The following is a 22709-nucleotide window of genomic DNA, read 5'->3' as shown; positions in this document are numbered from 1 at the left end:
CCGATGGTCCGCGTCATCTATCTCGTCCACGAAAGCCCCGGCCGCCTCCGGCTGCGCCTGCCCTACCTGCGCCACGCGCCGGATGCGGTCGACCCGCTCGCCGATCACCTCGCCGGCCTGCAGGGAATGGAGGAGGTCCAGATCAAGCCCTACACCGGCAGCGTCCTCTGCACCTTCGATCGACACCAGCTCCGCAGCAGCGACATCCTCGCCGCCGCCCAGGAGCGCACCGGCATCGCCACCGTGCTGCAACCCGGCGAGCGCAGCCTCGCCGAGGAGGAGGCCCTCGCCCAGGCGGCGCTCCACCACGGCAGCGATCTCGCCAGGGCCGCCGCCTGCTTCTTCAAGTCGATGAATCTCGAGGTCCTGCGCGCCTCCGGCGGCCGCATCGACCTCGGCACCCTCGCCGCAGCGACCTTCGCCACCGCCGGCGCCGCCGAGGTGGTGGCCACCGGCAAGCTCCCCCTGCCGCCCTGGTTCAACCTCGGCTGGTGGGCCTTCCGCACGTTCACCTCGATGGAGAAGAACGCGATCGACGCCGCCCCGGTCACGCCGACGCAGGACGAGGTGCACGCCGGATGATCCGCGCCGCCCTCGCAGCCCTGCTCCTTCTCGCCCTCCTCCCCGCCGCAGCGAAGGCGCAGCCCGGCGAGCACCTCCGCCTCGAAGCTGCCACCGCCGTTCCGATCTACGTCGGCGGCCGCCTCGCAGCGGAGCTGCCGGCAAGGCTCCGCCTCTCGACCTCGGTAGGCATCCTGCCTGCGCCCTACGTCGACGGGATCAACGAGCTCGCCATCGCCTTCGACGCCTACGACGACGACACCGCCGACGTGATCGAGGATTCGCTCTCCTCCTCCCTCGTCTGGCGCACGCACCTCGGCTGGCGTCCCTTCGCCGGTGCCGGCTTCTATTTCGAAGGGGGCTACGGCCTCGTCACCCTCGGTGGCGGCACCAGCGAGGCGGCGCTCATCGCCCTCGCCTTCGGACTCGAGCCCCCCGACGACGCCGGGCGGGACTACGACGTGGACGCGACGCTCCACATGCTCGACGCGGAGCTGGGCTGGGAGTGGTGGATCGACGACGTGGTCTCGATTCGCACGGGCCTGGGCATCGCCACCACCCTCGGCTCGAGCGCCACGGTGGAGCCGCGCAATGGCGCCCTGCCAGTCATCAGCGACGCCTTCGCCGCGATCGCCGAGAGGGAGCTCGAGGAGATCCTCGACCGCTACGTGCACACGCCGACGGTCTCGTTCGCGGTGGGCTACCGGATCTTCTGACGGCCGGCACCCGCACCAGAAGCGCGTCAGCCGATCCGCACGCAGACCGGCGCGTGGTCGGAGGGCTGCTTGCCCTTCCGCTCCTCGCGGTCGATGAACGAGCCCGTGACCCGTTCGGCGAGCGATCGGGTCACGAGCACGTGATCGATCCGCAAGCCCAGGTTCTTGGGAAAGCCGAGCATTCGGTAATCCCACCACGAGTAGAGCCCGGCAGCGTCGTTGTGGATCCGGAAGGCGTCGACGAGCCCCCAGTCCAGGAGCGCCTGCAGCCGCTCCCGCGAGTCGACGTGGAAGAGCGTCTCGTTCTCCCACGCAGCGGGGTCGTGCACGTCGCGGGCCTCCGGCGCCACGTTGAAGTCGCCGCAGAGCGCCAGCGGCTGGGCCGGATCGCAATGCCGCTCGAGCCACACCCGCAGTCGCTCCAGCCAGCGCAGCTTGTAGGCGTATTTCTCGCTGCCCACTGCGCTGCCGTTGGGGATGTAGGCGGAGATCACGCGCACGCCGTCGACGGTGGCGGCGACGAGCCGGGCCTGCGGATCCTCCTCGCCGTCCTGCATGCCGACGAAGACGTCGGTGAGCGGCGTGCGCGAGAAGATCGCCACGCCGTTGTAGGTCTTCTGGCAGTTGGCGGCGAGGTGCCAGCCCTGCGCTTCGAGCCCCATCGCCTGCAGCGCGGGGAGCTCGCATTTGAGCTCCTGCAGGCAGAGGACGTCGGGCTTCTGCTTCTCGAGCCACGCCAGCAGCCGATCGTGGCGGGCGCGGATCGAGTTCACGTTCCAGGTGGAGAGCAGCATGCGCCGCAGGATAGCGGCGCCGCTTCCCCCGGTCACGTGCCGCGCTGCACCGGCTCGAAGCGCAGGTTGGGGTCCTTGCGGTCGGGCCTGCGCGCCCAGGAGTCGAAGTGCTCCGCAGCCTGCGGGGCGATCTCGAAGCGGGTCTCGCCGTCGCGGATCTCGATCCGGCCGATCGAGTCCTTGGCGATCTTCCCGCGCCTGCAGATCATCGGCACCAGCCAGCGGGGATCGGCGTTGCCGTCGCGGCCCACGTTGACGCGGAACCAGACGCCGGTGCCGCCGCCGCGGCGCGGCGGGCGCTCCCCGCCGGTAGCGTCGTCGTAGCGCTGCTGCCGCGGCGGCCGATCACCACCCCGCTCGCCGCTCCGCTCGAAGCCGTTCCGCTCGAAGCCGCTCCGCTCGAAGCCGTTCCGCTCGAGACCGTTCCGCTCGATGCCACCGCCCGCGGCGCCGGCCCGCTCGAACCCACGCTCGAAGCGATCGCCCCGCCGACCGAAACGATCCCCCGGCATCCGGGCGCCGTCGTCGGCGAACCGGTCATGCCGCATCCGCCCGGCAGCAGCAGCAGGCCGCTGCCGCGTCTGCAGCGCTACGGTCTGCGGCAGCTCCTCGGGAGCGGGCCGCTTCGCCCGCTCGCTGCGCACCAGCGCCGCCACCAGCCCCTCGGCCCCGTGGGCCTCGATGAGCGCCCGGGCAATCTCGCGCTCCTCGTCGCCGACCTCTGCCGCCAGCGTCGCCACCTCGCGCAGCAGGACCTCGCGATCCTGTGCCACGATCTGATCGGCGTCGGGCACGGGGCTCCACTTCGGCTGCACCTTCGCGGTGCGGAGCAGACGCTCCGCGGTGGCACGCCGGTGCGGCACGGAGAGCACCACCGCCTTGCCCTTGCGCCCGGCGCGGCCGGTGCGGCCGCTGCGGTGCTGGAGCACCGAGGCGTCCATGGGCAGGTCGGCGTGGATCACCAGCGCCACCTCGGGCAGATCGAGGCCGCGGGCCGCCACGTCGGTGGCGACGAGCACCCGGGCGGCGCCGTCGCGCAGCGCCTGCAGCGCGCGGTTGCGCTCGCCCTGCGCCAGCTCGCCGGAGATGGCCACCGCGGAGAAGCCGCGCTCGGCGAGGCTCGCCTGCAGGTGGGAGACACCCTCGCGCGTGGCACAGAAGACCAGCGCGCGGGGCGCGTCGTGGAAGCGGAGCACGTTGACCACCGCGTGCTCGCGCTCGCGGGGCGCGATCAGGTGGAGCTGGTACTCGATGTCGTGGTGGGCCTCCGCCTGGTTGGTGGCGGCGATCCGGCGCGCCTCCTTCTGGTAGCGGGCGGCGAGCTCCTCGATCCCCTTCGGCAGGGTGGCGGAGAAGAGAAGGGTGCGGCGCTCGGCGGGGGCCTTGCCGAGGATCGACTCGAGCTCGTCCCGGAAGCCCATGTCGAGCATCTCGTCGGCTTCGTCGAGGACGAGGACCTGCAGATCGCCCAGCTTGAGGGCCCCGCGGTCGAGGTGATCGTTCAAGCGGCCCGGGGTGCCCACCACCACGTGGGCGCCGGAGGCGAGGCGGCGCTGCTCGCCGCGTACGTCGGTGCCGCCCACGCAGGCGATCACCCGGGCGCCGGTCTCGGCCAGCAGCCACTGCAGCTCGCGCTGCACCTGCATCGCCAGCTCACGGGTGGGCGCCACCACGAGGGCGAGGGGATCGCCCGCTGCGGGAACACCGCGGGCCAGCAGCATGTCGGCGATGCCGAGCCCGAAGGCCACGGTCTTTCCCGAGCCGGTGCGCGAGGAGACGAGGAGGTCGCCGGAGCGGTGCGCCGGGTCGAGCATGGCCTGCTGTACGGGGGTGGGATCTTCATAGCCCCGCGCCGCGAGGGCACGCTGCAGGGGTTCGGCAAGGGAGAAATCGGCAAATCGCATCGGCGCTCTCTACTCGTGACGGGCCGCAACCGCAATGGGGGCCCTGGTCGTCGGTGCCCAACCCACCGCGGGGGCGGGGCAATCCCGACCGGTTTCCAGCCGGGCGAGCGTGCGCAACCCCCCTTGCCACGAGCGTTTTCTGCACAGGGTGGGGGCTCCGTTACCGAGTCGTGCACACCGGATGCTCCGCCGCTGCCGGGCTGGACGAAGCAGCGGCGGTGGCACCGCCCCTCGGGCCGACGGCCCGCTGCTTGCTCCTCTCGCGGCGGGCCCGCGTGCGTTCGCGGGCCCTGGGGAGGGCCGGAAGATGGGTTGGAAGAGGGGATGGGGCGGCCTCGTGGCAGCGATGGCCCTGGGGGTCGCCGGCTGCGGCGACGAGGGCGGAAGCCGGGACGGCAAGCCGCAGGGCGAGGTCTCGCCAGGCGGCGAGCTATCCGACCTGCTGCCGACCGACGGCGCGAAGGTCGACAAGGGGGAACCCGGGGGCCACCTCCCGGGCGCGGGAGACGGCCCGCAGTGGGCCGGCAACGGCGGGAGCGGCGGCACCGGAGGAACGGGCGGCTTCGCCGGGGGCCAGGCGGGCAACGGCGGAACCGGCGGCAGCACCAGGGAGCCCAAGGCCGAAGTCTGCGACGACGGCCTCGACAACGACGGCAACCACCTCGTCGACTGCGACGACTGGGCCTGCGGGGGCAAGGCGGTGTGCGATTGCGATCCGGGCGATCTCGCCTGCGAGGTGGCGCGGCTGGCGCGCTTCTGGGCGGTGGATCGCTTCTTCATCAACGGCGACGTGCCGGTGACCGAGCAGCCGAAACTCGCCATCGACCTTCTCGCCAAGGCGGAGCCGGACGAGTGCTACGACGGCCTCGGTGGCCAGAGCCTCGTGCCGGAACCCGACGGCAGCTGCCCCGTGGGCATCCCGAAGACGAACCAGGCCTACGTCTGGGGCCTCACCCACGCAACGGACGCGCTCTGGTTCGGCACGGTCGCCAATACCCACTGCCTGGTTCTCCAGGGCTTCCTCGGGATCGACTTCGCCCACGAGACCTCGTACTGGGCCTGCGAATTCGGCGCGGACGGCCTGGGGCGGCCGGGCGATTGGCGCCGCCCCGAGATCTGGCGCTACGACCTCGCCACCGGCACCCTGGAGGAGAAGTCCGGGCTGCCGATCCTGATCGAGAAGACGATCGGCCTGCGCTCCGCTGGCTTCGCCGGCGGCGTGGTCTTCCTCGCCGGGCCGACCTTCACCGATTCGCTCGCCATGTTCGCGTTCGACGCGGCGACCGGCGATCTCCTCGGCGCCCACGAGTTCGCCGAGTACTCGGACATCCGCACCTGGGTCGCGCACGACGGCGAGCTCTACGCCGGCGTCGCCGCAGCGGACGTGCTGCTACCGGACGACCCGGCGGGCTTCGTGCTCAAGTGGGTCGGCGACGCAGCCAATCCCTTCCTCTTCGAAGAGGTCGGCGCCCTCGACACCGAGGCGGCGAACCTCGCGGTGCACGAGGGGCGGCTCTTCGTCACCACCTGGCCTTCGACCCTGAACCCCTTCGCCAGCGCGAACCAGCGGGGGATGGGGCTCTACCGCAGCCCGCCGATCCCCGCAGGCGGGCTCACCGCAGGCGACGCGGAAAACTGGGACAAGATCTGGGAGTACCGCGATTACGACCCCGATCCGATCGCCGCTGCGGTCACCGGCGGCGGCGCGCTCGCCTCCTTCGAGGGCAAGCTCTACTGGGGCTCGATGCACGTGCCCTTCCTCGCCACCGCCGCCGCGCTGCAGCTCCACGAGGGCGGGCTCATCGACCTCGACGCCGACGGCGACGGAAGCCTGGGCGCCCTCGAGCTGGCGGCGACGGCGCTGGGCTCGCACCGCTCGATCTCGATCTTCCGCGGCGAGGATCTCTCCACCGAGAACCCGGTGTTCAAGACGGTCTACGGCGAGAAGTTCCTGCCGACCTACGACGCGGAGAAGGACCTCTACACCATCCGCTACGACGCGGCCCACGGCACCGGCTCGCGGCCCGTGCACGGCTCCTCGGGCGTCGGCAACTTCTTCAACGCCTATACCTGGGCGATGCAGGAGTGGAACGGATCCCTCTACATCGGCACCTTCGATTGGAGCCAGCTGGCCCGGGTCGGCCTCCAGGAGATCTTCTCGCTGCCGGAGCTGCAGGCGCAGCCCAACCCGACGCGGGAGATGCTGGACCGCCTCGGCGCCATCGTGCCGCGGGAGGGCGCGGACCTCTTCCGTTTCGACCAGAAGAGCGGCCCGTTCGTGGCGGAGTCCCTGCGCGGCGTGGGCAACTTCACCAACTACGGCGTCCGCACCATGGCGGCGGACGACCACGCGCTCTACCTCGGCATGGCCAATCCGATGAACCTCCACCCGGACGGCGGCTGGGAGCTCCTCGAGCTCACGAAGCCGGACAAGGTGAAGAGCGAGTAGCCCGAACCAATGGCGCCGTGTCGTCCCGGGTGGCACGGCGCCTTCGGCCTTACCGCCGCGTCACCGCAGCTGCAGGCGCCTGCTCGCAGGCCTGGAACCACGCTCTGCCGTCGCTGGTGCGCTGCGGCACCTCGCCGGGAACGTCGAAGCCGTAGCGGGCGAAGAAGGGCGCGCGGAACTCCCGCTCCCAGATCTGCAGCGAGCGCGTGCTGTCCTCGAGCACGCCGGTGCGCTCGAAGAAGCGCAGCGCGGTCACCTCGCGGCAGAAGTTGCAGAGCCGCGTCGGCGTGCGGAGCCAGCCGTCGCCGCCGTAGAAGGCGCGGTTGTCGTGGGCGCCGTTGAGCAGGCATTTGAGCTCGGGATGGTAGCCCACCTCCCCGAAGCCGAAGGCGCCGACCAGCCCCTCGCCCGACGGGTTGATCGCGCCGCCAGCGAGCAGGTGGCGCCACGGCAGCGTCTCGCAGGCGTTGCCCTTGACCACGTTGGCGAGTTGCGCGGAGGAGGATCCGCCCGCGACCGGCTCCGCCCCGCGGGGCCCGCAGCAATCCTCCATGTACTCGTCCTGCAGCCTGGCGAAGGCGTGGCTGAACTCGTGGGCGAGGTCGTGGCCGATGGCGACCGCCACCCGGCGCCCCCGCCGCTCGGGATCGATCATCGGCAGGGCTACGCCCGAGAGCCCGCGCTGCCCCTTCCGCGGATCGAGGACGAGCACGTGGGCGACCACGTCCTTCGCCAGCCGCGAGGTGCGGCCGCCGGGCGGGAAGAAGCGGGCAGGCGCGTGGGGCAGCCGCCGCAGCGCCGCCCAGATGCGCGCGGCCGTCTCGCCGTCGGCGCGGATCGCTTCCATGTCGACGCCGCGGCGGTCTGCGCGCACGGGGAGCCGCAGCGCGGTGTCGCCGACGCCGGCCCGGATCCGCTCCGCCGACGCCACCGGCAGCTTCCACACCACCAGCGCCTGGCGGTAGGTCGCGTAGGGCTCCACCGCGAGCACCTCGGCCATCCAGCGCTCGACGTCCCGGTCGAAGCGGCCCGCGTCGAGATCGGCCTGCGTGTAGCCCTCTGCCAGCAGCGCCACGTGGACCCGGCGCTCCAGCGGCAGCTCGATCGCCGCGCCGGTGCGCGGGTCCTCGATCGTGCCGTTGCCGGTGAAGTGGGCCACCCAGCCCGGCGCCGCCAGCGCGGCGGCGGGGCAGAGCAGGACGAGCGCGAGGCAAAGGGAGCGGAGCATCCGGCAAACCTACCGGAGCCCTCGTGTGCGCTTCAATCGACCGGCGTGCCGTCCTTCACCACATGTGAACGGCTCCCTGCCACCTCAGCGGTAGCCCTCGGCCTGCAGCTCGAAGAGGCGCGCGTAGCGCGTGGGCCTGGCCACCAGCTCGTCGTGGGTGCCCTCCTCGACGATGCGCCCCCGCTCGAGCACGAGGATCCTGTCGGCGGTGCGCACGGTGGGAAAGCGGTGGGAGATGACCAGCGTCGTCCGCCCCTCCGCCAGCTCGCGGAAGCGGTGGAAGACCGCGGCCTCGGCCTCCGCGTCGAGGGCGGCGGTGGGCTCGTCGAGGACGAGGATGTCGGCCTCCTCGCGCATGAAGGCCCGGGCCAGCGCCACCTTCTGCCACTGGCCGCCGGAGAGCTCGACGCCCTGGTGGAACCAGCGGCCGAGCTGGGTGTCGAGGCCGCCCTGCATCTCCGCCACCACCTCGGCGGCGCCGCCCCGCTCGATCGCCCGCTGCAGCCGCACGTCGTCGGCGACGTGCGCGATGCTGCCCACGCCGACGTTCTCGCGGAGCGAGAGCTGGTAGCGGTTGAAGTCCTGGAAGACCACGCCGATCCGCCGCCGCAGCGCCTCGGGATCCCACTCGCGCACGTCGCGGCCGTCGAGGAGCACCCGCCCCTCGGTGGGCTCGTAGAGCCGGGTGAGCAGCTTGATCAGCGTGGTCTTGCCGGCGCCGTTCTCGCCCACCAGCGCCACGCTCTGCCCGGCGGGGATGAAGAGATCGACGTCCCGGATCGCCCAGCCCTCGGCGCCGGGGTAGCGGAAGCCCACGCGATCGAAGCGCAGGCCCCGCTCGCCCTCGCTCGGCACCAGCGCGAGCCGCGGCGCAGCGCCCCCCTCGGCGGTGTCGATCCCCATGTAGCGGAAGAGGTTCGACATGTAGAGGTTGTCCTCGTACATGCCGCCGATCGCGGTGAGGATGGAGAGGAAGGCCTGCTGCCCCTGCCGGAACGCCACCAGGTAGAGGGTGAGGTTGCCCAGGGTGATCCGGCCCGCAGCGGCGCCCAGCGCCAGCACCACGTAGCAGCCGTAGAAGGCCACGGTGCCGATGAGCGAGAGCCCGTAGGCCCAGCGGGCGCGGCGGTGGGCCAGCGCCGTGTCCTCCACGTAGAGCTTCTCGCCGAGCTCCTTGTAGCGCTGCAGCAGCGCGGGCCCGAGCTCGAAGAGGCGGATCTCCTTGGCGTGGGCGTCGTTGGCCAGCGCGTATTCCAGGTAGAAGAGCTTGCGGCTCTCCGGCGCCCGCCAGTTGCGCAGACGGAAGGCCATCGAGGAGAAGCGCATCTCGGCCACGGTGGCGGGGACCGCAGCGAGGAGGAGCACCAGCACCGCCCAGCCGCTGAACTGGAGCAGCAGCGCCGCATAGCCTGCGAGGGTGAGCACGTTCTGGGCGAGCTGGAAGATCTCGGTGACCACGGAGATCGGCCGGGACGAGGCCTCGCGCCTGGCCCTGGTGAGCTGGTCGTAGAACTCGGGATCCTCGAAGTGGCGCAGCTCCAGCGTCTGCGCCTTCTCGAGGATCATCACGTTGACGTCGAGGGCGAGGCGGGCGCCGAGCGTCTGGCGGATGAGGGCGAGGCTGCGCTGCACCAGCGCCTGCACCGCCACCACGCCCAGCTCGATCAGCACCCAACGCAGCGTCTCCTCGGTGGAGCCCGCCACCACCGCGTCGACGATCATCTTGCCCACCCAGGCGATGAGCGGCGGCAGGCCCGCGGCCACGAGGGTGAGGCCGCCGAGGACGAGGGTGGTCCGCGGCGAGGAGCGCCACACCAGCGCCAGGGTGCGGGGCACCTGGGCGAAGCTGTCCTTGAGCTGCTTGCGGATGGTCTCGGAGATCTTCACGGCCCCCTAGGATGCGTCACCCGGCGGAAAGGCGCATAAGCGAAAGGCATGACGCCCGAACACGAAGCGGCCTACCGCAACACCACCTATTGGGTCGAAGCCCCGGATCGCTGGATCGCGCTTCGGATCGGCGAGCCCAGCGCTGCCCTGGACGACCTCCTCGCAGCCCACGGGGTCGCCACCTGCGCCTTCGTCACCAGCGACAACCCCGGCTCGGGGCTCCTCCCTGCAGCCAGGAACCGGAGCCGGCGGGCGCACCTCGCCTCGGATCTGCACGGCTACGCGCTGCTGCCGGGGCATGGGGTGGGGCACGACGGCAGCTGGCCGCCGGAGCAGAGCTGGCTGGTGCTGGGGATCGGGGAGCTCGAGGCGGTGGCGATCGGCCGGCGCTACGGCCAGAACGCCATCCTCTGCTGCACCGCCGGCGAGGCCATTCGACTCGTCGCCTGCTGATCCGGAGCGTGGGAAGAACTCGAGTTCGATCGAAGGACTCTCACGCCGGCTCGCGTCCCTCGAGCTCGTCGGCGATCTCCCGCACCAGCTGCCGGCCGCGCTCGAGGCGGAAGGAGATCGGAATCGGCGCGCTGCGGATCCCCTCCTCGAGGCGGCGCAGCGTCTCGCTGCCCCGGGCCGCCCGCCGCGCCGCGGTGATCGCGCCGTCGATGAGGGGGGCCTGGGCCACCTGCTGGATCCGCTCGAGCAGCTCGCGTTCGGCGGGCCTGAGCTCCTCCTCCTCTACCGCGTTGGCGAGGACCGCCTCCACGTGCAGGCCGCGGGAGCGGAGCTTGCCGGAGAGCTCCAGCGCCTCGTTCACCGGCAGCTCCTCGGGGAGGGTGACCACCGCGCAGGTGGCGAGCTCGTGGTCGACGAGGATCTTCTCGATCGAGTCGCAGAGCGACCGCACCGGGCCGGCGAGGAAGATCCGCTTGCCCACGAAGGGGGCCTCGAGCATGCCCACCGCGTGGCCGGAGGCGGGCAGGTCGACGATCACGTGATCCCAGCGGGGCCTGCCGCGCTCGTCCCGCTCGTCGAGGAGCTGGGCGATGGAGTAGAGCACCCCCATCTCGGAGAAGGCGGGCGCCGCCCGGAAGAAGCGGCTCACCACCTGCTGCTTGAAGACGAGGTCGACGATGCCCGGCACCCGGATCTTGTCGGAGAGGTAGCGCTTGATCCCGTCCTCGGGGCAGAGCACCGCGAGGTGCACGCCCTCGCCGATGGGGCGGGGCGGCTGGCCGGAGCGGACCTCGGCGCTGCCGAGGAGCGGCGCCACGGCGGAGGGCCCCTCCACCTCGCAGACCACCACCCGCTTGCCGGATCGCGCAGCCACCAGTGCCAGCGCCGCGGAGAGGGTGCTCTTGCCCACGCCGCCCTTGCCGGTCACCAGCACGAGTCGCCTGTCGAGAAGCCGCTGGATCAAAGCTCGTTGCCTTCCCCGCCCTGCGAAAAGGTGGTACGCGCCGGGCTTCCGGTGAAGCCCGGCATGGTGTCAGATGCCGAACGTCGGCGCCACGTTCCACCACCCCTCCCGATAACGGCTCCCATGACTTCCGCCACCCCCTTCGCCGCGGCCTTCGTCGAGCGCCACCCCTTCGGCCACCTGGCAGCGGTGCACCTGCCGGCGGGGCTGGATCCGGTGCCGGTGGAGGTCCTCGCCAGGCTGGTGCCGGAGGAGGCGGCCCACGCTGCGGGCCTCAGGGCGCGGCGGCAGATCGAGTGGACGGGCGGGCGGTTGGCGCTCCGCCTCGCTGCCGCCGCTGCGGGGGTGGCGCTGCCTGCGGTGCTGCCGGGGCCCCGGGGGGAGCCGCTCCTGCCCGCAGGCGTGCAGGCCTCGGTGAGCCACAAGCGCAGCATCGCCCTGGCCCTCGTGGCGCACGGCGCGGCGACGGTCGGACTCGACGTGGAGGAGCTCGAGCCACCGCGGCCCAGCATCGCCCGGCGGATCCTCACCGAGGCGGAAGGCGCAGAGGTTGCAGCGCTACCCGAGGCGGCGCAATGGCCCGCGATCCTCGCCCGCTTCGCGATCAAGGAGGCGATCTACAAGGCGGTGCATCCACACGTGCAGCGCTACGTCGCCTTCTCCGAGGCGACCGTCGCGCTCGACCCGCCAGCGGCCACCCTCGCGCTCGCGCACGGCGAGGGGGCCTATCTGCCGGAGGTGGAGCTGCAGCGGCGGGGGGATCTCCTCCTCGCCGCGGTGCGCATCGCGCCCTGAGCGCGCGCCTACTTCGACCCGCGGCGCTGTGGTTGAGATCGGGCGCTGGGTGATCGCGAGCGCCGTCTGGTGACATGGGCCGTGGCGATCCCGCACCCGGAGCCCCACCATGCGCACCTGGCCCGCAGCAGCGCTCGTCCTCGTCCTCGCCGCGTGTGGCAGCCCTGCCGAGCGCGTCGCCGCGCCTCCGGTGCTGCTGGTGGACCTCGTGCCGACAGAGGACGGCTTCGTCGTCGACTTCGGCGCCGTGCCCCTCGGCACCACCGCGACGCGGGAGATCACCCTCCACGCAGACGGGACCGGCGACCTCCATCTCGAGCCACCAGCGGCAGCCACACCTTTCGGCGCCACCCTCGACGAGCTCGTCGTCCCCGCCGGCGGCACGACCACGCTGCGGCTCACCTTCACGCCGACAGCCCCTGGCACGACCGAGCACCTGCTCGACCTGCATTCGAACGCAGCCCCGATCACCTTCCAGCTCCGTGGCACGAGCGTGGGCGGCGAGCCCACCTGCCTCGACGTCGACACGACCGACCTCACCTTCGATCCCGTGCAGCCCGGCTGCAGCGCGCCCTGGCGCCCCCTCACGATCACCAACCGCTGCGACGTACCGGCTTCGGTCTCCCTCGCCGCCCTGCCCACAGGCGGCCCCTTCGCCATGGTGCAGCACCCGCCGCTGCCCCACTGGCTCGCGCCGGGCGAAAGCGTCGCCGCGCACATCGGCTTCGCCCCCGAGGCGGCAGGCGATCTCACGGGGCTGCTCCTCATCGGGAACGGGCGACAGGGCGCCGCACGGGAGCTCCCGCTCCAGGCGACGGCGCTCCCCCTCGCCACCCAGCCGAGGCGCGACCTCTTCGACATCCCCGCCCCGCAACTCGACGTCCTCTACGTCGTGGACGACGCCGCGGCGATGGCCGCCTACCACGACTGGTTCACCGAGCTCCTCCAGTTCTGGGTCATGCACGGCTTCAGCGATTTCCGCCTCGCCGTGACCACCACCTCCCTCGTGGCCCGCGATGGCTGCGGCGGTGAAGCCGGGCGCCTCGTGCCGGTCGACGGCTCGCGCCCCGACGTGCTCACCCTCGGGACACCGGACCTCGATGCGCATTTCAGCGCCAACATGCAGGTGCCCGCCTGCAGATTCGACCGCGCCGGCAACCACGGCCTCGAGACCGCCGTCCGTGCCGCATCGAGCTTCGCCAGGCCCGGCGTGCCGCTGCTGATCGCCTTCGTCGCCACCGAGGACGATGCCGGTCCGGAGACGGTGAGCCACTACGTCAATCGGCTCCGGGCGCTGCGCTCGCCGCGGCACGAGCAGACGCGCGCCGTCGCCCTCGTGGGGCTGCCGGGCTCCGGCTGCCTCGACGCGGCGGACGGCATCCGCTACCGCGCCTTCGCCGAGGCCTTCGACGGCTACGGCGCACCGATCTGCGACGAGGGCAGCTTCTTCGCCCACGCACAGCGTGCGCACTTCGCCTCGAGGCCTGCGTACTACCTATCCGCATCACCAGTCGACGTGGACGGCAACGGCCGCTTCGACGACGCCGATCTGCAGCTCCGCATCGACGGCATCCAGGTCCCGTCCACCAACGAGCGGGGAACGCGCATCTGGTCGTACGTGCCCGACTTCCGGCGGATCGATTTCGCACCGATCAACGCACCGGAACCCGGTGCGGTGATCGAAGTCGACTACCGTGTCTACGAAGACCATCCCTGTTCGCCACGCTGAACTCGACCCCGGCCCGAGGAACCACACCATGCGCACCCTGCCCGCAGCAGCGCTCGTTCTCGCCCTCGCCGCGTGTGGAAGCCCTGCCGATCCCGTCGCTGCGGCGCCGGTGCTGCTGGTCGACCTCGTGCCGACGGAGCACGGCTTCGTCGTCGACTTCGGCGCCGTGCCCCTCGGCACCACCGCGACGCGGGAGATCACCCTCCGTGCAGACGGAACCGGCGAACTCCACCTCGAGCCACCCACCGCTCCGGCGCCCTTCGCGGCCCTCCTCGACGATCGCGTGGTGGCGCCAGGCGAGAGCACCACGCTGCACCTGCGCTTCACGCCGCTCACGCCCGGCCAGCATGAAGCGGTGATCGATCTGCGATCGGACGCAGAAGAGGTCCACCTGCTGCTACGCGGGAGCAGCGTGAGCGGCGAGCCGGCCTGCCTCGACGTCGACACGACCGACCTCACCTTCGATCCCGTGCAGCCCGGCTGCAGCGCGCCCTGGCGCCCCCTCACGATCACCAACCGCTGCGACGTACCGGCTTCGGTCTCCCTCGCCGCCCTGCCCACAGGCGGCCCCTTCGCCCTGGTGCAGCATCCGCTTCTGCCCCACTGGCTCGCGCCGGGCGCGAGCTTCACCGCGCAAGTCGGCTTCTCGCCGGACACCGTCGAAGAACACCGGGGCATCCTGCTCACTAGCACGGGGCAGGGCGCCGCACGGGAGGTACCGCTCCACGCCACCGCATCGCCGCTGGCCGCGGTGCCGATGCACGACCGCTTCGCCGAGCCGGAGAACCGCCTCGACGTGCTCTTCGTCGTCGACGATGCCGCCTCGATGGGCGCCTACACCCAGCATCTCGCCGGCATGGCAAGCGAGTGGAGCGTCATCGCCCCGATGTGGTCGGAGCTGCGCTTCGCCGTGACCACCACCTCCCTCGAGGCCCAGGGCGGCTGCGGCGGCGAGGCGGGGCGCCTGCTGCCCCTCGACGGCACGCGTCCCTCCGTGCTCACGCTGGAAATGCCGCAGCTGGAGGAGCACCTCGCCGCCAACCTGCAGCCTCCCGCCTGCAGGAGCGGCAGCATCGGCAACCGGGGCCTCGAGACGGCGGTCCGCGCGGCGGAGGAGTTCGCCAGGCCGGGTATTCCGCTCCTGCTCCTCTTGATCGCCACCGAGGACGACATGGGGCCGGAGCCGGTGAACGACTACGTCTTCCGGCTGCAGAACCTCCGCCGCGGCGAGGAGACGCGGGTCGCCGCGCTGGTCGCGCCGGCGGACGGCTCCTGCCTCCCTGCCGCGGACGGCACCCGCTACCGTGCGTTCACCGAGGCGTTTCACGGGGTCGACCGGACCATCTGCCACGACTGGGATTGGAGCATCGCCGGTGGAGGCATCTTCACCTTCAGGGGCCGCTACCTCCTGCGCGCCGAACCCCTCGACCTCGATGGCGACAGCCGCATCGCCGACGCCGATCTCGAAATTCGGGTGGACGCCGAACGCCGCCCCTCCGTGAACGAACGCGGCACGCGGATCTGGCAGTACCTGCCCGACCTCCGCGCCATCGAGTTCTTCCCGCTCTCCGTCCCGGGCCCGGGCTCCGTCGTCGAGGTCGACTACACGGCCCTCGAGGAGATCGCCTGCCCCAGCCGCTGAGAGTTTGTGAAACAAAATCTCCAGCGAAGCCGAAGGCGGAGCGATCGCAAGAAGGAGCGATTCTCGCGCGAAGCGCGAGCGAAAGACGAAAACCCGGAGCGGACCTGCCGCGCCGGGTTCCGTCACTTCCAAACGCGCCGCTAGTTGTTCGGCGCCCCCACGCTGATCCACGCGTCGATCACCGAGTCGTCGTCGTCGCCCTCGGAGAGGATCGCCCCGCCACCGTGGCTCATCCCGCGCCCCTTCGTCAGCAGCGGCGAGTTGTCCGGATCCCCCGGCACCACCCGGTCGATCACGTTGTCGTAATCGCTCGACGGATCGCCGGTGATCACCAGGCCACCCGGCCCACCCGCGTGGCAGGAGGCGCACTTCGCGTCGAGGATCGGATCGACGTCCACCGTGAACGAGACGCCGATGCCGCCGCCACCTGCGCCCCCCGCGCCGCCGCCGGAGCCACCACCCGTGGCGCCGGTGCCACCGGTGCCGCCACCGGTCGCCCCGGTGCCGCCGCCCTCGTCGGCCTTCTCGGTCGCCTCGCCGCGGCCGAAGGGATCGTTGGTGCCGCATGCGACCGCGAAGAGCGCGACAGCTGCCAGGACTACGAACCTACGCATGGCCCACCTCACTTCGTGCCGCGGTCGAGCACGAGCACCTTGTAGCTCGCCACCGCCCGCTTCACCGCCTCGGCCACCGCCTTCGAGGAGTGCGTCGCGCCGGAGACGATGTCGATGTCCTTGCCGCCGGTGATGGCGTCGGACGGCCCCTTGCCCTTGAACTGGCCGAGGAAGGAGGCCTCCTTCACCGGCTTGCCGCGCTCCTCCTCGAAGCGCATCACGAACGCTTCCTTCACCTTGCCGTTGGCAGGGTCGAGGGCGACGCCGACGCGCATCGGCCCCTCCTTGCCGGCCTGGTCGACCACGATGCCCGCCGCAACCGGCGCGCCCGCCTCGTCCTTGCCGATGAGGAAGGAGTAGGTGGCATCGGGATTCACGCCCATGCCCTTGATCTTCGCCTTCTCCTCGTCGGTGGGCGTGACGTCGAGCTTCGAGGCCTTCTTGGCCCCGGAGAGCATGCGCTTGGCGCCTTCCTTGAAACTCACCAGCTCCTCGGCGGCGCCGACGGAGGGCGTGAGCAGGGTGAAGGCGAGCAGCGAGGGGAGGACGAACTTAAGCAGCGAGCGCATGAGCAGACTCCTTGACGGGCTCGACGACACTGCGCTTGAGCCACATCTCGTACATTGCGTGGACGAAGATCCCGAGGAAGCTGAGGGCCATCAGCGTTCCCGATGCCATCATCAGGAAAGCAAAGCCCGGGCCGAGGAAGCGGGTGGCCAGCATCGAGAGGTTGTCGAAGAGGATGCCGACGTACGGCGTGAGCACGAGGACCGCCTTGCGCTTCTCGCCGACCTCGAGGAAGAGCGCGATCAGCGTGAGCCCGAAGAAGAACGAGGTCATGCCGAACATGTGGAAGTGGCCCTCGCCCACCAGGCTCTTGAAGGAGGGGATGGGCAGGATCTCCTCCTCGGGCGCAGCTTCTGCGGCAGCCGCCGCTGCAGGTGCAGCTTCCTCGTCGCCACCGAGGTCGAGGTCGAGCTCCTCCTCCACCGCCTCGCCCGCGGCGACCTTCGGCCCGGCGGCTTCCTCCCGCAGATGCTGCTGGGTGGCCTCGTTGCCGTAGTAGTGGGTGACGATGTCGTCGGGGGTGAGGCCCACCGCCAGGGCCAGGTTGCCCATCGCGTAGACGTAGCCGCCGGCGATGGCGATCAGGTAGCCGGTGATCATCACCTTCGCGTACCAGGGCAGTTTGCGCAGCGTGATGCCGAACATGGCAAAGCTCCTTCGGGCGCTCGCGCGCTCGGAAATCAGAAGTCGAGAGCGACCATCAGGCGGAAGAGATCGTTGTCCACCTCGTCGACCTCCTCCATCTGCCAGAGGTACTCGGCGGTGAAGGTGAGGACGTCGGCGGGGATGACGAGCGCCGCGCTCCAGTTGTGCAGGTCCTTGTTGGTGATCAGCCTGCTGTCGTCGATGTACGAGCCGTAGCGCAGCCGCGGCGTGACCCACTCCGCGAAGCCGCCGTACGCCAGCTCGAAGTAGTCGGCGTATTTGTAGTAGTCGCCAGTCTCGCCGTTCTCGACCTCGGCCCGGGCGATGCCGCCCTTGAAACGCAGGTCCTTGAGGAAGGGCACGGCGATGAGGCCGTAGTCGATCTTCAGGTCGACGCCGTAGAGGAAGAGGTCGTAGCCGAGGTTCCACTCGTCGTAGTAGAGCGAGCCGGAGAGCGTGATCCGGTTCCAGCCGAAGGTGAGGCGCTCGCCGACGGCGAAGCGGTTGCCGGTGGCAGGCCGGTTGAGCTGGAGGGTCTTGGTCGGATCCTTGTCGAAGGATCCCTTCACCGTGTAGGTGTCCGAGTGCACCGACACCGGCCCGATGTAGCCGAGCTCCCAGCCCAGGGTGGCGCCGTACTCCGCCCACACGTTCGGCAGCAGGATGCCCGTGGTGGGATCGCCCTGCACCGCGGCGTAGTACCGATGGAAGCCGGGGTCGCCGAAGGGCACGAGGATCTTGCCGGCCTTGAACTCCATGCGCTCGAAGGGCTTCCAGCTCGCCTCGAAGAAGAGCCCGTCGACCACCTCGGCGAAGAGCCCCACCTTCTGCGAGGGCGATGCCTTGATGAAGATGTGGTGGTGGTAGCTCTTGAAGTCACCGTTGCGGATCTCGTGATCGTCCTCCGCGGGATTGGTGAGCTCGTAGGTCGCGTCGAAGCGGCCCATGATCCGCACCTTGCCGTCGAAGGCGGTGATCCCGCCGCCGCCACCACCGTGCGGATTGGCGGGGATCGGCGGCTCCTCGAGCGCGTCGAGGTCGAGCTCCATCTCCATCGCGCCGCCGGACTCGTCGCCGGGGCTCGCCTCCTCTGCGTGGGCCGAGGCAGGCCAGGTCTGTACGAGCACGGCCGCCAGCAGCGCAAAGACCATCGCCAACACGGCGAGGACTGCGGGGCGAACCGGCTCTCTTTCGGTCGTGGTTTCGGGATGCACGGCGGACTCCCTGCGGAACGCAGAATCCCTTGAGCGGGGTTCGGCGGACCGCTAAGGCACTCGCCGTGCCAGCGCGTCGAAACGGCGCGAAAGCCGGCGCATCTGCCCTGCAGCGACGCTCGCAGCCCGGACAAAGCGATGCGCTTGGCCGCTGTGGCAGCGCGCAGCCGCTGCGCGCTGCCTTCCGCCTGCTGCACGCTTTGCGCGACCTGCCGCCATCCCGGCGCGGGGGAGCGGGGGCTGCCCGGGGGGCGCTGCACCGCCGCGATGGGGCTGCGCCGGCTCCGTCGGCGGGCTTTCAACCGCCTCCCGCTCCCGATCCATCCCCATTTCGACGGAGCGGCCCGCCCGATGCATTGCGGCCCGTTGCACCACTCGAACGGAGGGCCGGTTCGTCGACCTTCCTCGTGGGGCTTCCGTCGTCGTGGAACCCGCTGGCCGATCGAGGCCCGCGGTGGAGGAACTATGAGATCGGTCGTGCGATGGACCGCCTGCGCCATCCTGCTCGTTGCAGTTGGTGGTTGCCGGGGGCCGATAGGCGAAGCGGGTGTGGATGGCGCACCGGGCGAAACCGGCGCACCCGGCACGCCCGGGGAACCGGGCGCACCTGGTGAGAAGGGAGACACGGGTGACAAGGGAGATACCGGCGACCCCGGTCCCATCGGTCCGCGGGGACCGGAGGGGCCTCCCGGTGATCCGATCGGAGGTCCCACCAGCGACGGCATGCAGCTGACCGTGCGCGGCGTCACCATCGGACAGGACCGCAAGCCGGTGGTCGACTACATCGTCACCGACCGCTTCAACGTCGGCATCGACAAGGACGCGGAGACCCTCTCCGTCCGCTTCAACATCGTGAAGGCGACGCAGAACCCCGACGGCTCCGCAGGTGAGTACGAGCCGATCGTGATGCGCATCGAGACCGCCGGCGACGTCACGGCGCCCCAGCCGACCACCGATGGCGGCGGCGTGACGACGCAGACGAGCCCCGGCGTCTACACCTATACCTTCAAGACGGCGCTGCCCGAGGGCTACGACACGAGCGCCACCTACGTCGTCTCCGGCCAGGCCGATCGCAGGATGATCGACGGCAGGCGCGAGACGGACAACTGGACCTTCTCCTTCGTCCCCGCAGGTGGCGCGCCGCTGGCGAAGCGCCACGTCGTCGACGCCATGTCCTGCAACACCTGCCACGTGAAGCTCGAACTCCACGGCGGCGCCCGCAACGATCCCGACTACTGCGTCACCTGCCACATCACGGGCTACAAGGATGCGCAGTCGGGCAACGACATCGGCTTCACCTCGCTGGTCCACAAGATCCACCGGGGCATGAACCTGCCCTCGGTGCAGGCAGGCGGGACCTACGAGATCATCGGGTACGGCGGCTCGGTCCACGACTACAGCCACGTCGGCTACCCGCAGGACATGCGCAACTGCCAGACCTGCCACGCCGCCGACACGGCGGTCCCGGACACGCGCGCCTCGGCGAAGGCCTGCCTCTCCTGCCACGACCGCACCTGGATCGAGTCCGGCGCGGTCCCCGACGGCTACACCCTCCACAGCGGTGGCGCCCTCGGCGCTACCGCCACCTGCACCGGCTGCCACAACGAGAACGCGATGGCGCAGGCCCATCTGCTGCCGAGCCTCGACCCCTCGCGGCCCGCGCTGCGGCTGGCCATCGACGGCGTGCAGGACTTCACGCCGGGCGGCACGCCCACCATCCGCTTCACCGCGACGGACGGCACGGGCGCTCCCTTCGACGTCGCCGCACCGCCTGCGGGCGCGACGCTCAACCGCCTCGCCGTGACGGTGGCAGGCCCGACGGTCGGCTACGAGCGCTACATCACCTGGAACGTCATCGGCTCCGGCGCCGGCACGCTCACCGCCAACGGCAACGGCAGCTACACCTACGTCGCTCCCGCAGCCCTGCCCGCCGACATCGACGGCACCTGGGCGGTGGCGATGGAGGGCCGCCTCGCCCTCAGCGCCGGCGGCCAGGTCGGCGCGCCGAACCCCGTCTCCTACGTGGCGGTCACCGACGCGCAGGCCGTGCCGCCTCGCGAGGTGGTCACCGCCGACACCTGCAACAGCTGCCACAGCAACATCGAGATGCATGGCGGCAACCGGAACAACCCCGAGTATTGCGTGATGTGCCACAACGCCAACGGCAGCGACGCGGCGCGGCGGCCCGTGGACGCAGGGGATCCGGAGACCATCGACATGCGCGTGATGATCCACGCCATCCACGGTGCGGCCAACCGCGAGAACCCCTACGTGGTCTACGGCTACGGCAACTCGATGCACGACTTCTCGCACTTCGGGTTCCCCACCAGCACGGCCAACTGCACGGTCTGCCACCTGAACGACGACACCACCAACCTCGGTGGTGCGGCGAAGCGCCTCCCCACCACGATCGTCGACAAGGTCGGAACGGTGGTGAAGGTCACGCCCGCAGGCGCCAGCGTCTGCACCTCGTGCCACGACTCCGAGACCACGCGGGTCCACATCGAACTCAACACCATCGGCACCGGTGCCGAGGCCCGCGAGAGCTGCGCCACCTGCCACGGCCAGAACTCCGAGTTCGCGCCGGAGAAGGTGCACCGCAACGTCGGTCACTGACCGACCCACCGCGATCCGAACGAATCGGCGCCCGCGATCCCCGATCGCGGGCGCCGTCGAATTCTGCGACCCTGACGCCTATCGACGGGAGGCAGGAATGTCCGAACGGGTCCACGTGGTGGCGCGTCTCTTTGCGAAGCCGGGGAAGGAAGACGAGCTGCGCCGGCTGCTCCACGCCCTGGTGGCGCCGACGCGCGTCGAGGCCGGCTGCCTGCGCTACGAGCTCCACGAGCAGCGGGAGCGGTCCGGCGCCTTCGTCTTCGTCGAGACGTGGGTGAGCGACGCCCATCTCGACGCGCACCTCTCCTCGGTCCACATCTCCGAGACCGCCGCCGGCCTCGGCTCGCTGGTGGACCGCCCCCCCGAGATTCTGCGCTACAGGGCCATCGCCTGATCGCCGGTCGGGAGCCAGACGAGGAAGCGGCTCCCGCCGCCGGGCCGCGCCTCGTAGCGCAGGGTGCCGCCGTGCAGCTCGACGATCTCCCGGGCGATGTTGAGCCCGAGCCCCAGCCCCGGCAGGTGGGTCGAGGCGGGGAGCCGGAAGAAGCGGGTGAAGAGCTGCGGCTCGCCCTCCGGCGGGATGCCGGGGCCGCGATCGCTGACGCAGATCTGGACCCCACCCGCCGCGCGCTCGGCAGCGATCTCGATCGGCGCCTCGGGAGGTGCGTATTTGAGGGCGTTGTCGAGGAGGTTGGCGAAGGTCTGGGCGAGCCGGTCGGCGTCGCCCAGCACCACCGCCGGCGAGTCGCCGAGGGCCAGATCGATCGCCCGTCCCGGCGCGAGGGCCGCGTAGTCCTCGACCACCGAGGTGAGGAGCCGCTCGAGCTGCACCGGCGCTGGGTGGATGAGCAGCTGCCCCCGCTCGAGCCGGGACGCCTCGAGCAGGTCGCTCGCCAGGCGGACGAGGCGGCCGAGGTAGCGCTCCATCCTGGCGAGGAGCTCGCCGCTCACCGGGCGTCCGTCCTCGATCTCGCGGCGCCCGCGCTGCAGCGCCACCCGCAGGGCCGTGAGCGGCGTGCGCAGCTCGTGGGAGGCGATGTTCAAGAACTCGCTCTTGGCGCGATCCGCCGACTCCGCCGCTTCCTTGGCTGCTGCGAGCTCCGCGGTCCGTTCCCGGACCCGGGCCTCGAGGGCCTGCTCGGAGCGCTTGCGCTCGGTGATGTCGAGGATCACGCCGACGAGCCCCTGGACGGCACCCTCGCCCGTGGTCCAGGTGGCCTTGGAGAAGAGCACGTCCCGGACGCTTCCGTCCGCCCAGCGCACCTGCCACTCGTAGCGCTGCACCCCCGGGTTCTCGAAGAGCGCCCGATCCCGCGCGTCGTACTCCGAAGCGAGGGCCGACGGGGAGGTGGCGGCGGTGGTCCTGCCGACGATCTCCTCCCGGCGCTTGCCCAGCATCTGGAGGAAGGCCTCGTTGCAGCCCAGGTACCTGCCGTCGGTCCCCTTGTAGAAGATCGGCGCGGGGATGGTGTCGATCAGGGTCTGCTGCAGGCGCAGCTGCTCCTCGAGGGCGGCGCGTGCCGCCCGGGCCTCGGTGACGTCCTCGCCGGTGGCGACGTAGAAGAGAACGGCGCCGGCCTCGTCGCGCACGGCGTCGGTGCACCAGCGGATGGTGCGAAGCGAGCCGTCCGCTCCACGGATCTCGTGCTCGCGGTACCACGGGTAGGTCATCGCCGCGAAGTCGGCGCCGCTCCGTGCCTGTGGCGGGTTGCGGGAGAGCTCCTCCACCACCTCCCAGACCCTGCGGCCGAGGAGGGCTCCTCGGGCCAACCCGGTCGCCCGCTCGACCGCGCGGTTCACCTCGAGAACGCCGCCCTCGAGGCCCACGACCACCACCATCACGTCCAGGCCGTCGAGGATCTGCCTGCCGAAGCCTGCCAGCGCTCCGCTTTTCGACTCGGTCACGATACCCCTCGGCCCCTTGCCACCCA

Annotated in this window: 19 protein-coding genes; 9 read left to right on the top strand and 10 right to left on the bottom strand. The window is 71.1% G+C overall.

Going from position 1 to position 22709, the window contains the following annotated elements; all coding sequences use genetic code 11:
* The first annotated feature begins 3 nt into the window (after window positions 1-3).
* Window positions 4-582: an HMA2 domain-containing protein gene (locus ACESMR_RS19630; RefSeq protein ID WP_373048816.1), complete on the top strand. Its 579-nt coding sequence runs from the start codon at window positions 4-6 to the stop codon at window positions 580-582.
* Window positions 579-1277, top strand: coding sequence for a hypothetical protein (locus tag ACESMR_RS19625; RefSeq protein ID WP_373048815.1), 699 nt, complete (start codon window positions 579-581; stop codon window positions 1275-1277). Before ACESMR_RS19630 ends, ACESMR_RS19625 begins: the two co-directional genes overlap by 4 nt.
* Window positions 1278-1303: 26 nt before the next feature.
* Here the strand turns inward: ACESMR_RS19625 and xth are convergent, their stop codons facing one another.
* Complete coding sequence (xth, locus tag ACESMR_RS19620; protein ID WP_373048814.1) at window positions 1304-2071, bottom strand: exodeoxyribonuclease III; 768 nt, start codon at window positions 2069-2071, stop codon at window positions 1304-1306.
* 32 nt (window positions 2072-2103) lie between these two features.
* A complete protein-coding gene (locus ACESMR_RS19615; protein ID WP_373048813.1) occupies window positions 2104-3975 on the bottom strand; it encodes a DEAD/DEAH box helicase in 1872 nt (623 codons plus the stop codon).
* A 307-nt stretch (window positions 3976-4282) separates the two neighbouring features.
* On the opposite strand from ACESMR_RS19615, the gene ACESMR_RS19610 reads away from it, so the two are divergent.
* Complete coding sequence (locus ACESMR_RS19610; RefSeq protein WP_373048812.1) at window positions 4283-6424, top strand: hypothetical protein; 2142 nt, start codon at window positions 4283-4285, stop codon at window positions 6422-6424.
* Window positions 6425-6473: 49 nt separating this feature from the next.
* Here the strand turns inward: ACESMR_RS19610 and ACESMR_RS19605 are convergent, their stop codons facing one another.
* Window positions 6474-7652 carry a M64 family metallopeptidase gene (locus ACESMR_RS19605; RefSeq protein WP_373048811.1) on the bottom strand — a complete coding sequence of 393 codons (1179 nt, stop codon included), beginning with the start codon at window positions 7650-7652 and terminating at the stop codon, window positions 6474-6476.
* A gap of 84 nt (window positions 7653-7736) precedes the next feature.
* Window positions 7737-9539, bottom strand: a complete 1803-nt coding sequence (locus ACESMR_RS19600; RefSeq protein ID WP_373048810.1) for an ABC transporter ATP-binding protein — start codon at window positions 9537-9539, stop codon at window positions 7737-7739.
* A gap of 48 nt (window positions 9540-9587) precedes the next feature.
* On the opposite strand from ACESMR_RS19600, the gene ACESMR_RS19595 reads away from it, so the two are divergent.
* Window positions 9588-9992 (top strand): DUF3293 domain-containing protein, encoded by a 405-nt coding sequence (locus ACESMR_RS19595; RefSeq protein WP_373048809.1) that lies wholly within the window; start codon window positions 9588-9590, stop codon window positions 9990-9992.
* A 40-nt stretch (window positions 9993-10032) separates the two neighbouring features.
* Here the strand turns inward: ACESMR_RS19595 and ACESMR_RS19590 are convergent, their stop codons facing one another.
* Window positions 10033-10956, bottom strand: a complete 924-nt coding sequence (locus tag ACESMR_RS19590) for an ArsA family ATPase (RefSeq protein ID WP_373048808.1) — start codon at window positions 10954-10956, stop codon at window positions 10033-10035.
* A gap of 123 nt (window positions 10957-11079) precedes the next feature.
* Here ACESMR_RS19590 and ACESMR_RS19585 point away from each other — a divergent pair, with 123 nt between their 5' ends.
* The 3 genes from ACESMR_RS19585 to ACESMR_RS19575 all read left to right on the top strand — a co-directional run bounded on the left by ACESMR_RS19585 (window position 11080) and on the right by ACESMR_RS19575 (window position 15122).
* The gene (locus ACESMR_RS19585) at window positions 11080-11751 is read left to right on the top strand and encodes a 4'-phosphopantetheinyl transferase superfamily protein (RefSeq protein WP_373048807.1); all 672 of its coding nucleotides are present in this window, start codon (window positions 11080-11082) and stop codon (window positions 11749-11751) included.
* A gap of 109 nt (window positions 11752-11860) precedes the next feature.
* The gene (locus ACESMR_RS19580; RefSeq protein ID WP_373048806.1) at window positions 11861-13480 is read left to right on the top strand and encodes a choice-of-anchor D domain-containing protein; all 1620 of its coding nucleotides are present in this window, start codon (window positions 11861-11863) and stop codon (window positions 13478-13480) included.
* A 28-nt stretch (window positions 13481-13508) separates the two neighbouring features.
* Window positions 13509-15122 carry a choice-of-anchor D domain-containing protein gene (locus ACESMR_RS19575; RefSeq protein ID WP_373048805.1) on the top strand — a complete coding sequence of 538 codons (1614 nt, stop codon included), beginning with the start codon at window positions 13509-13511 and terminating at the stop codon, window positions 15120-15122.
* Between the two features lie 140 nt (window positions 15123-15262).
* Here ACESMR_RS19575 and ACESMR_RS19570 read toward each other — a convergent pair whose 3' ends face one another.
* The 4 genes from ACESMR_RS19570 to ACESMR_RS19555 are packed head-to-tail and all read right to left on the bottom strand — an operon-like array spanning window position 15263 to window position 18099.
* Entirely contained in the window at window positions 15263-15736 is a 474-nt protein-coding gene (locus ACESMR_RS19570; protein WP_373048804.1) for a hypothetical protein, read from the bottom strand.
* Between the two features lie 8 nt (window positions 15737-15744).
* On the bottom strand, window positions 15745-16305 hold the full coding sequence (locus ACESMR_RS19565) for an FMN-binding protein (protein ID WP_373048803.1): 561 nt from the start codon (window positions 16303-16305) through the stop codon (window positions 15745-15747).
* The gene (locus ACESMR_RS19560) at window positions 16289-16948 is read right to left on the bottom strand and encodes a hypothetical protein (protein ID WP_373048802.1); all 660 of its coding nucleotides are present in this window, start codon (window positions 16946-16948) and stop codon (window positions 16289-16291) included. The genes ACESMR_RS19565 and ACESMR_RS19560 overlap by 17 nt, the downstream gene beginning before the upstream one ends.
* Window positions 16949-16983: 35 nt before the next feature.
* Window positions 16984-18099: a hypothetical protein gene (locus ACESMR_RS19555; protein ID WP_373048801.1), complete on the bottom strand. Its 1116-nt coding sequence runs from the start codon at window positions 18097-18099 to the stop codon at window positions 16984-16986.
* A 786-nt stretch (window positions 18100-18885) separates the two neighbouring features.
* On the opposite strand from ACESMR_RS19555, the gene ACESMR_RS19550 reads away from it, so the two are divergent.
* Window positions 18886-20778: an OmcA/MtrC family decaheme c-type cytochrome gene (locus tag ACESMR_RS19550; protein WP_373048800.1), complete on the top strand. Its 1893-nt coding sequence runs from the start codon at window positions 18886-18888 to the stop codon at window positions 20776-20778.
* Between the two features lie 97 nt (window positions 20779-20875).
* Complete coding sequence (locus ACESMR_RS19545; RefSeq protein ID WP_373048799.1) at window positions 20876-21172, top strand: putative quinol monooxygenase; 297 nt, start codon at window positions 20876-20878, stop codon at window positions 21170-21172.
* Here ACESMR_RS19545 and ACESMR_RS19540 read toward each other — a convergent pair.
* On the bottom strand, window positions 21154-22683 hold the full coding sequence (locus ACESMR_RS19540; protein ID WP_373048798.1) for a sensor histidine kinase: 1530 nt from the start codon (window positions 22681-22683) through the stop codon (window positions 21154-21156). The two genes, ACESMR_RS19545 and ACESMR_RS19540, sit on opposite strands and share 19 nt — an antisense overlap.
* Window positions 22684-22709 lie beyond the last annotated feature (26 nt).

Origin of the sequence: Vulgatibacter sp., assembly GCF_041687135.1 — a bacterium.
GTDB lineage: Bacteria > Myxococcota > Myxococcia > Myxococcales > Vulgatibacteraceae > JAWLCN01.
The sequence above is the reverse complement of the archived record's forward strand: the minus strand, read 5'-3'. Positions and strand labels throughout refer to the sequence as shown.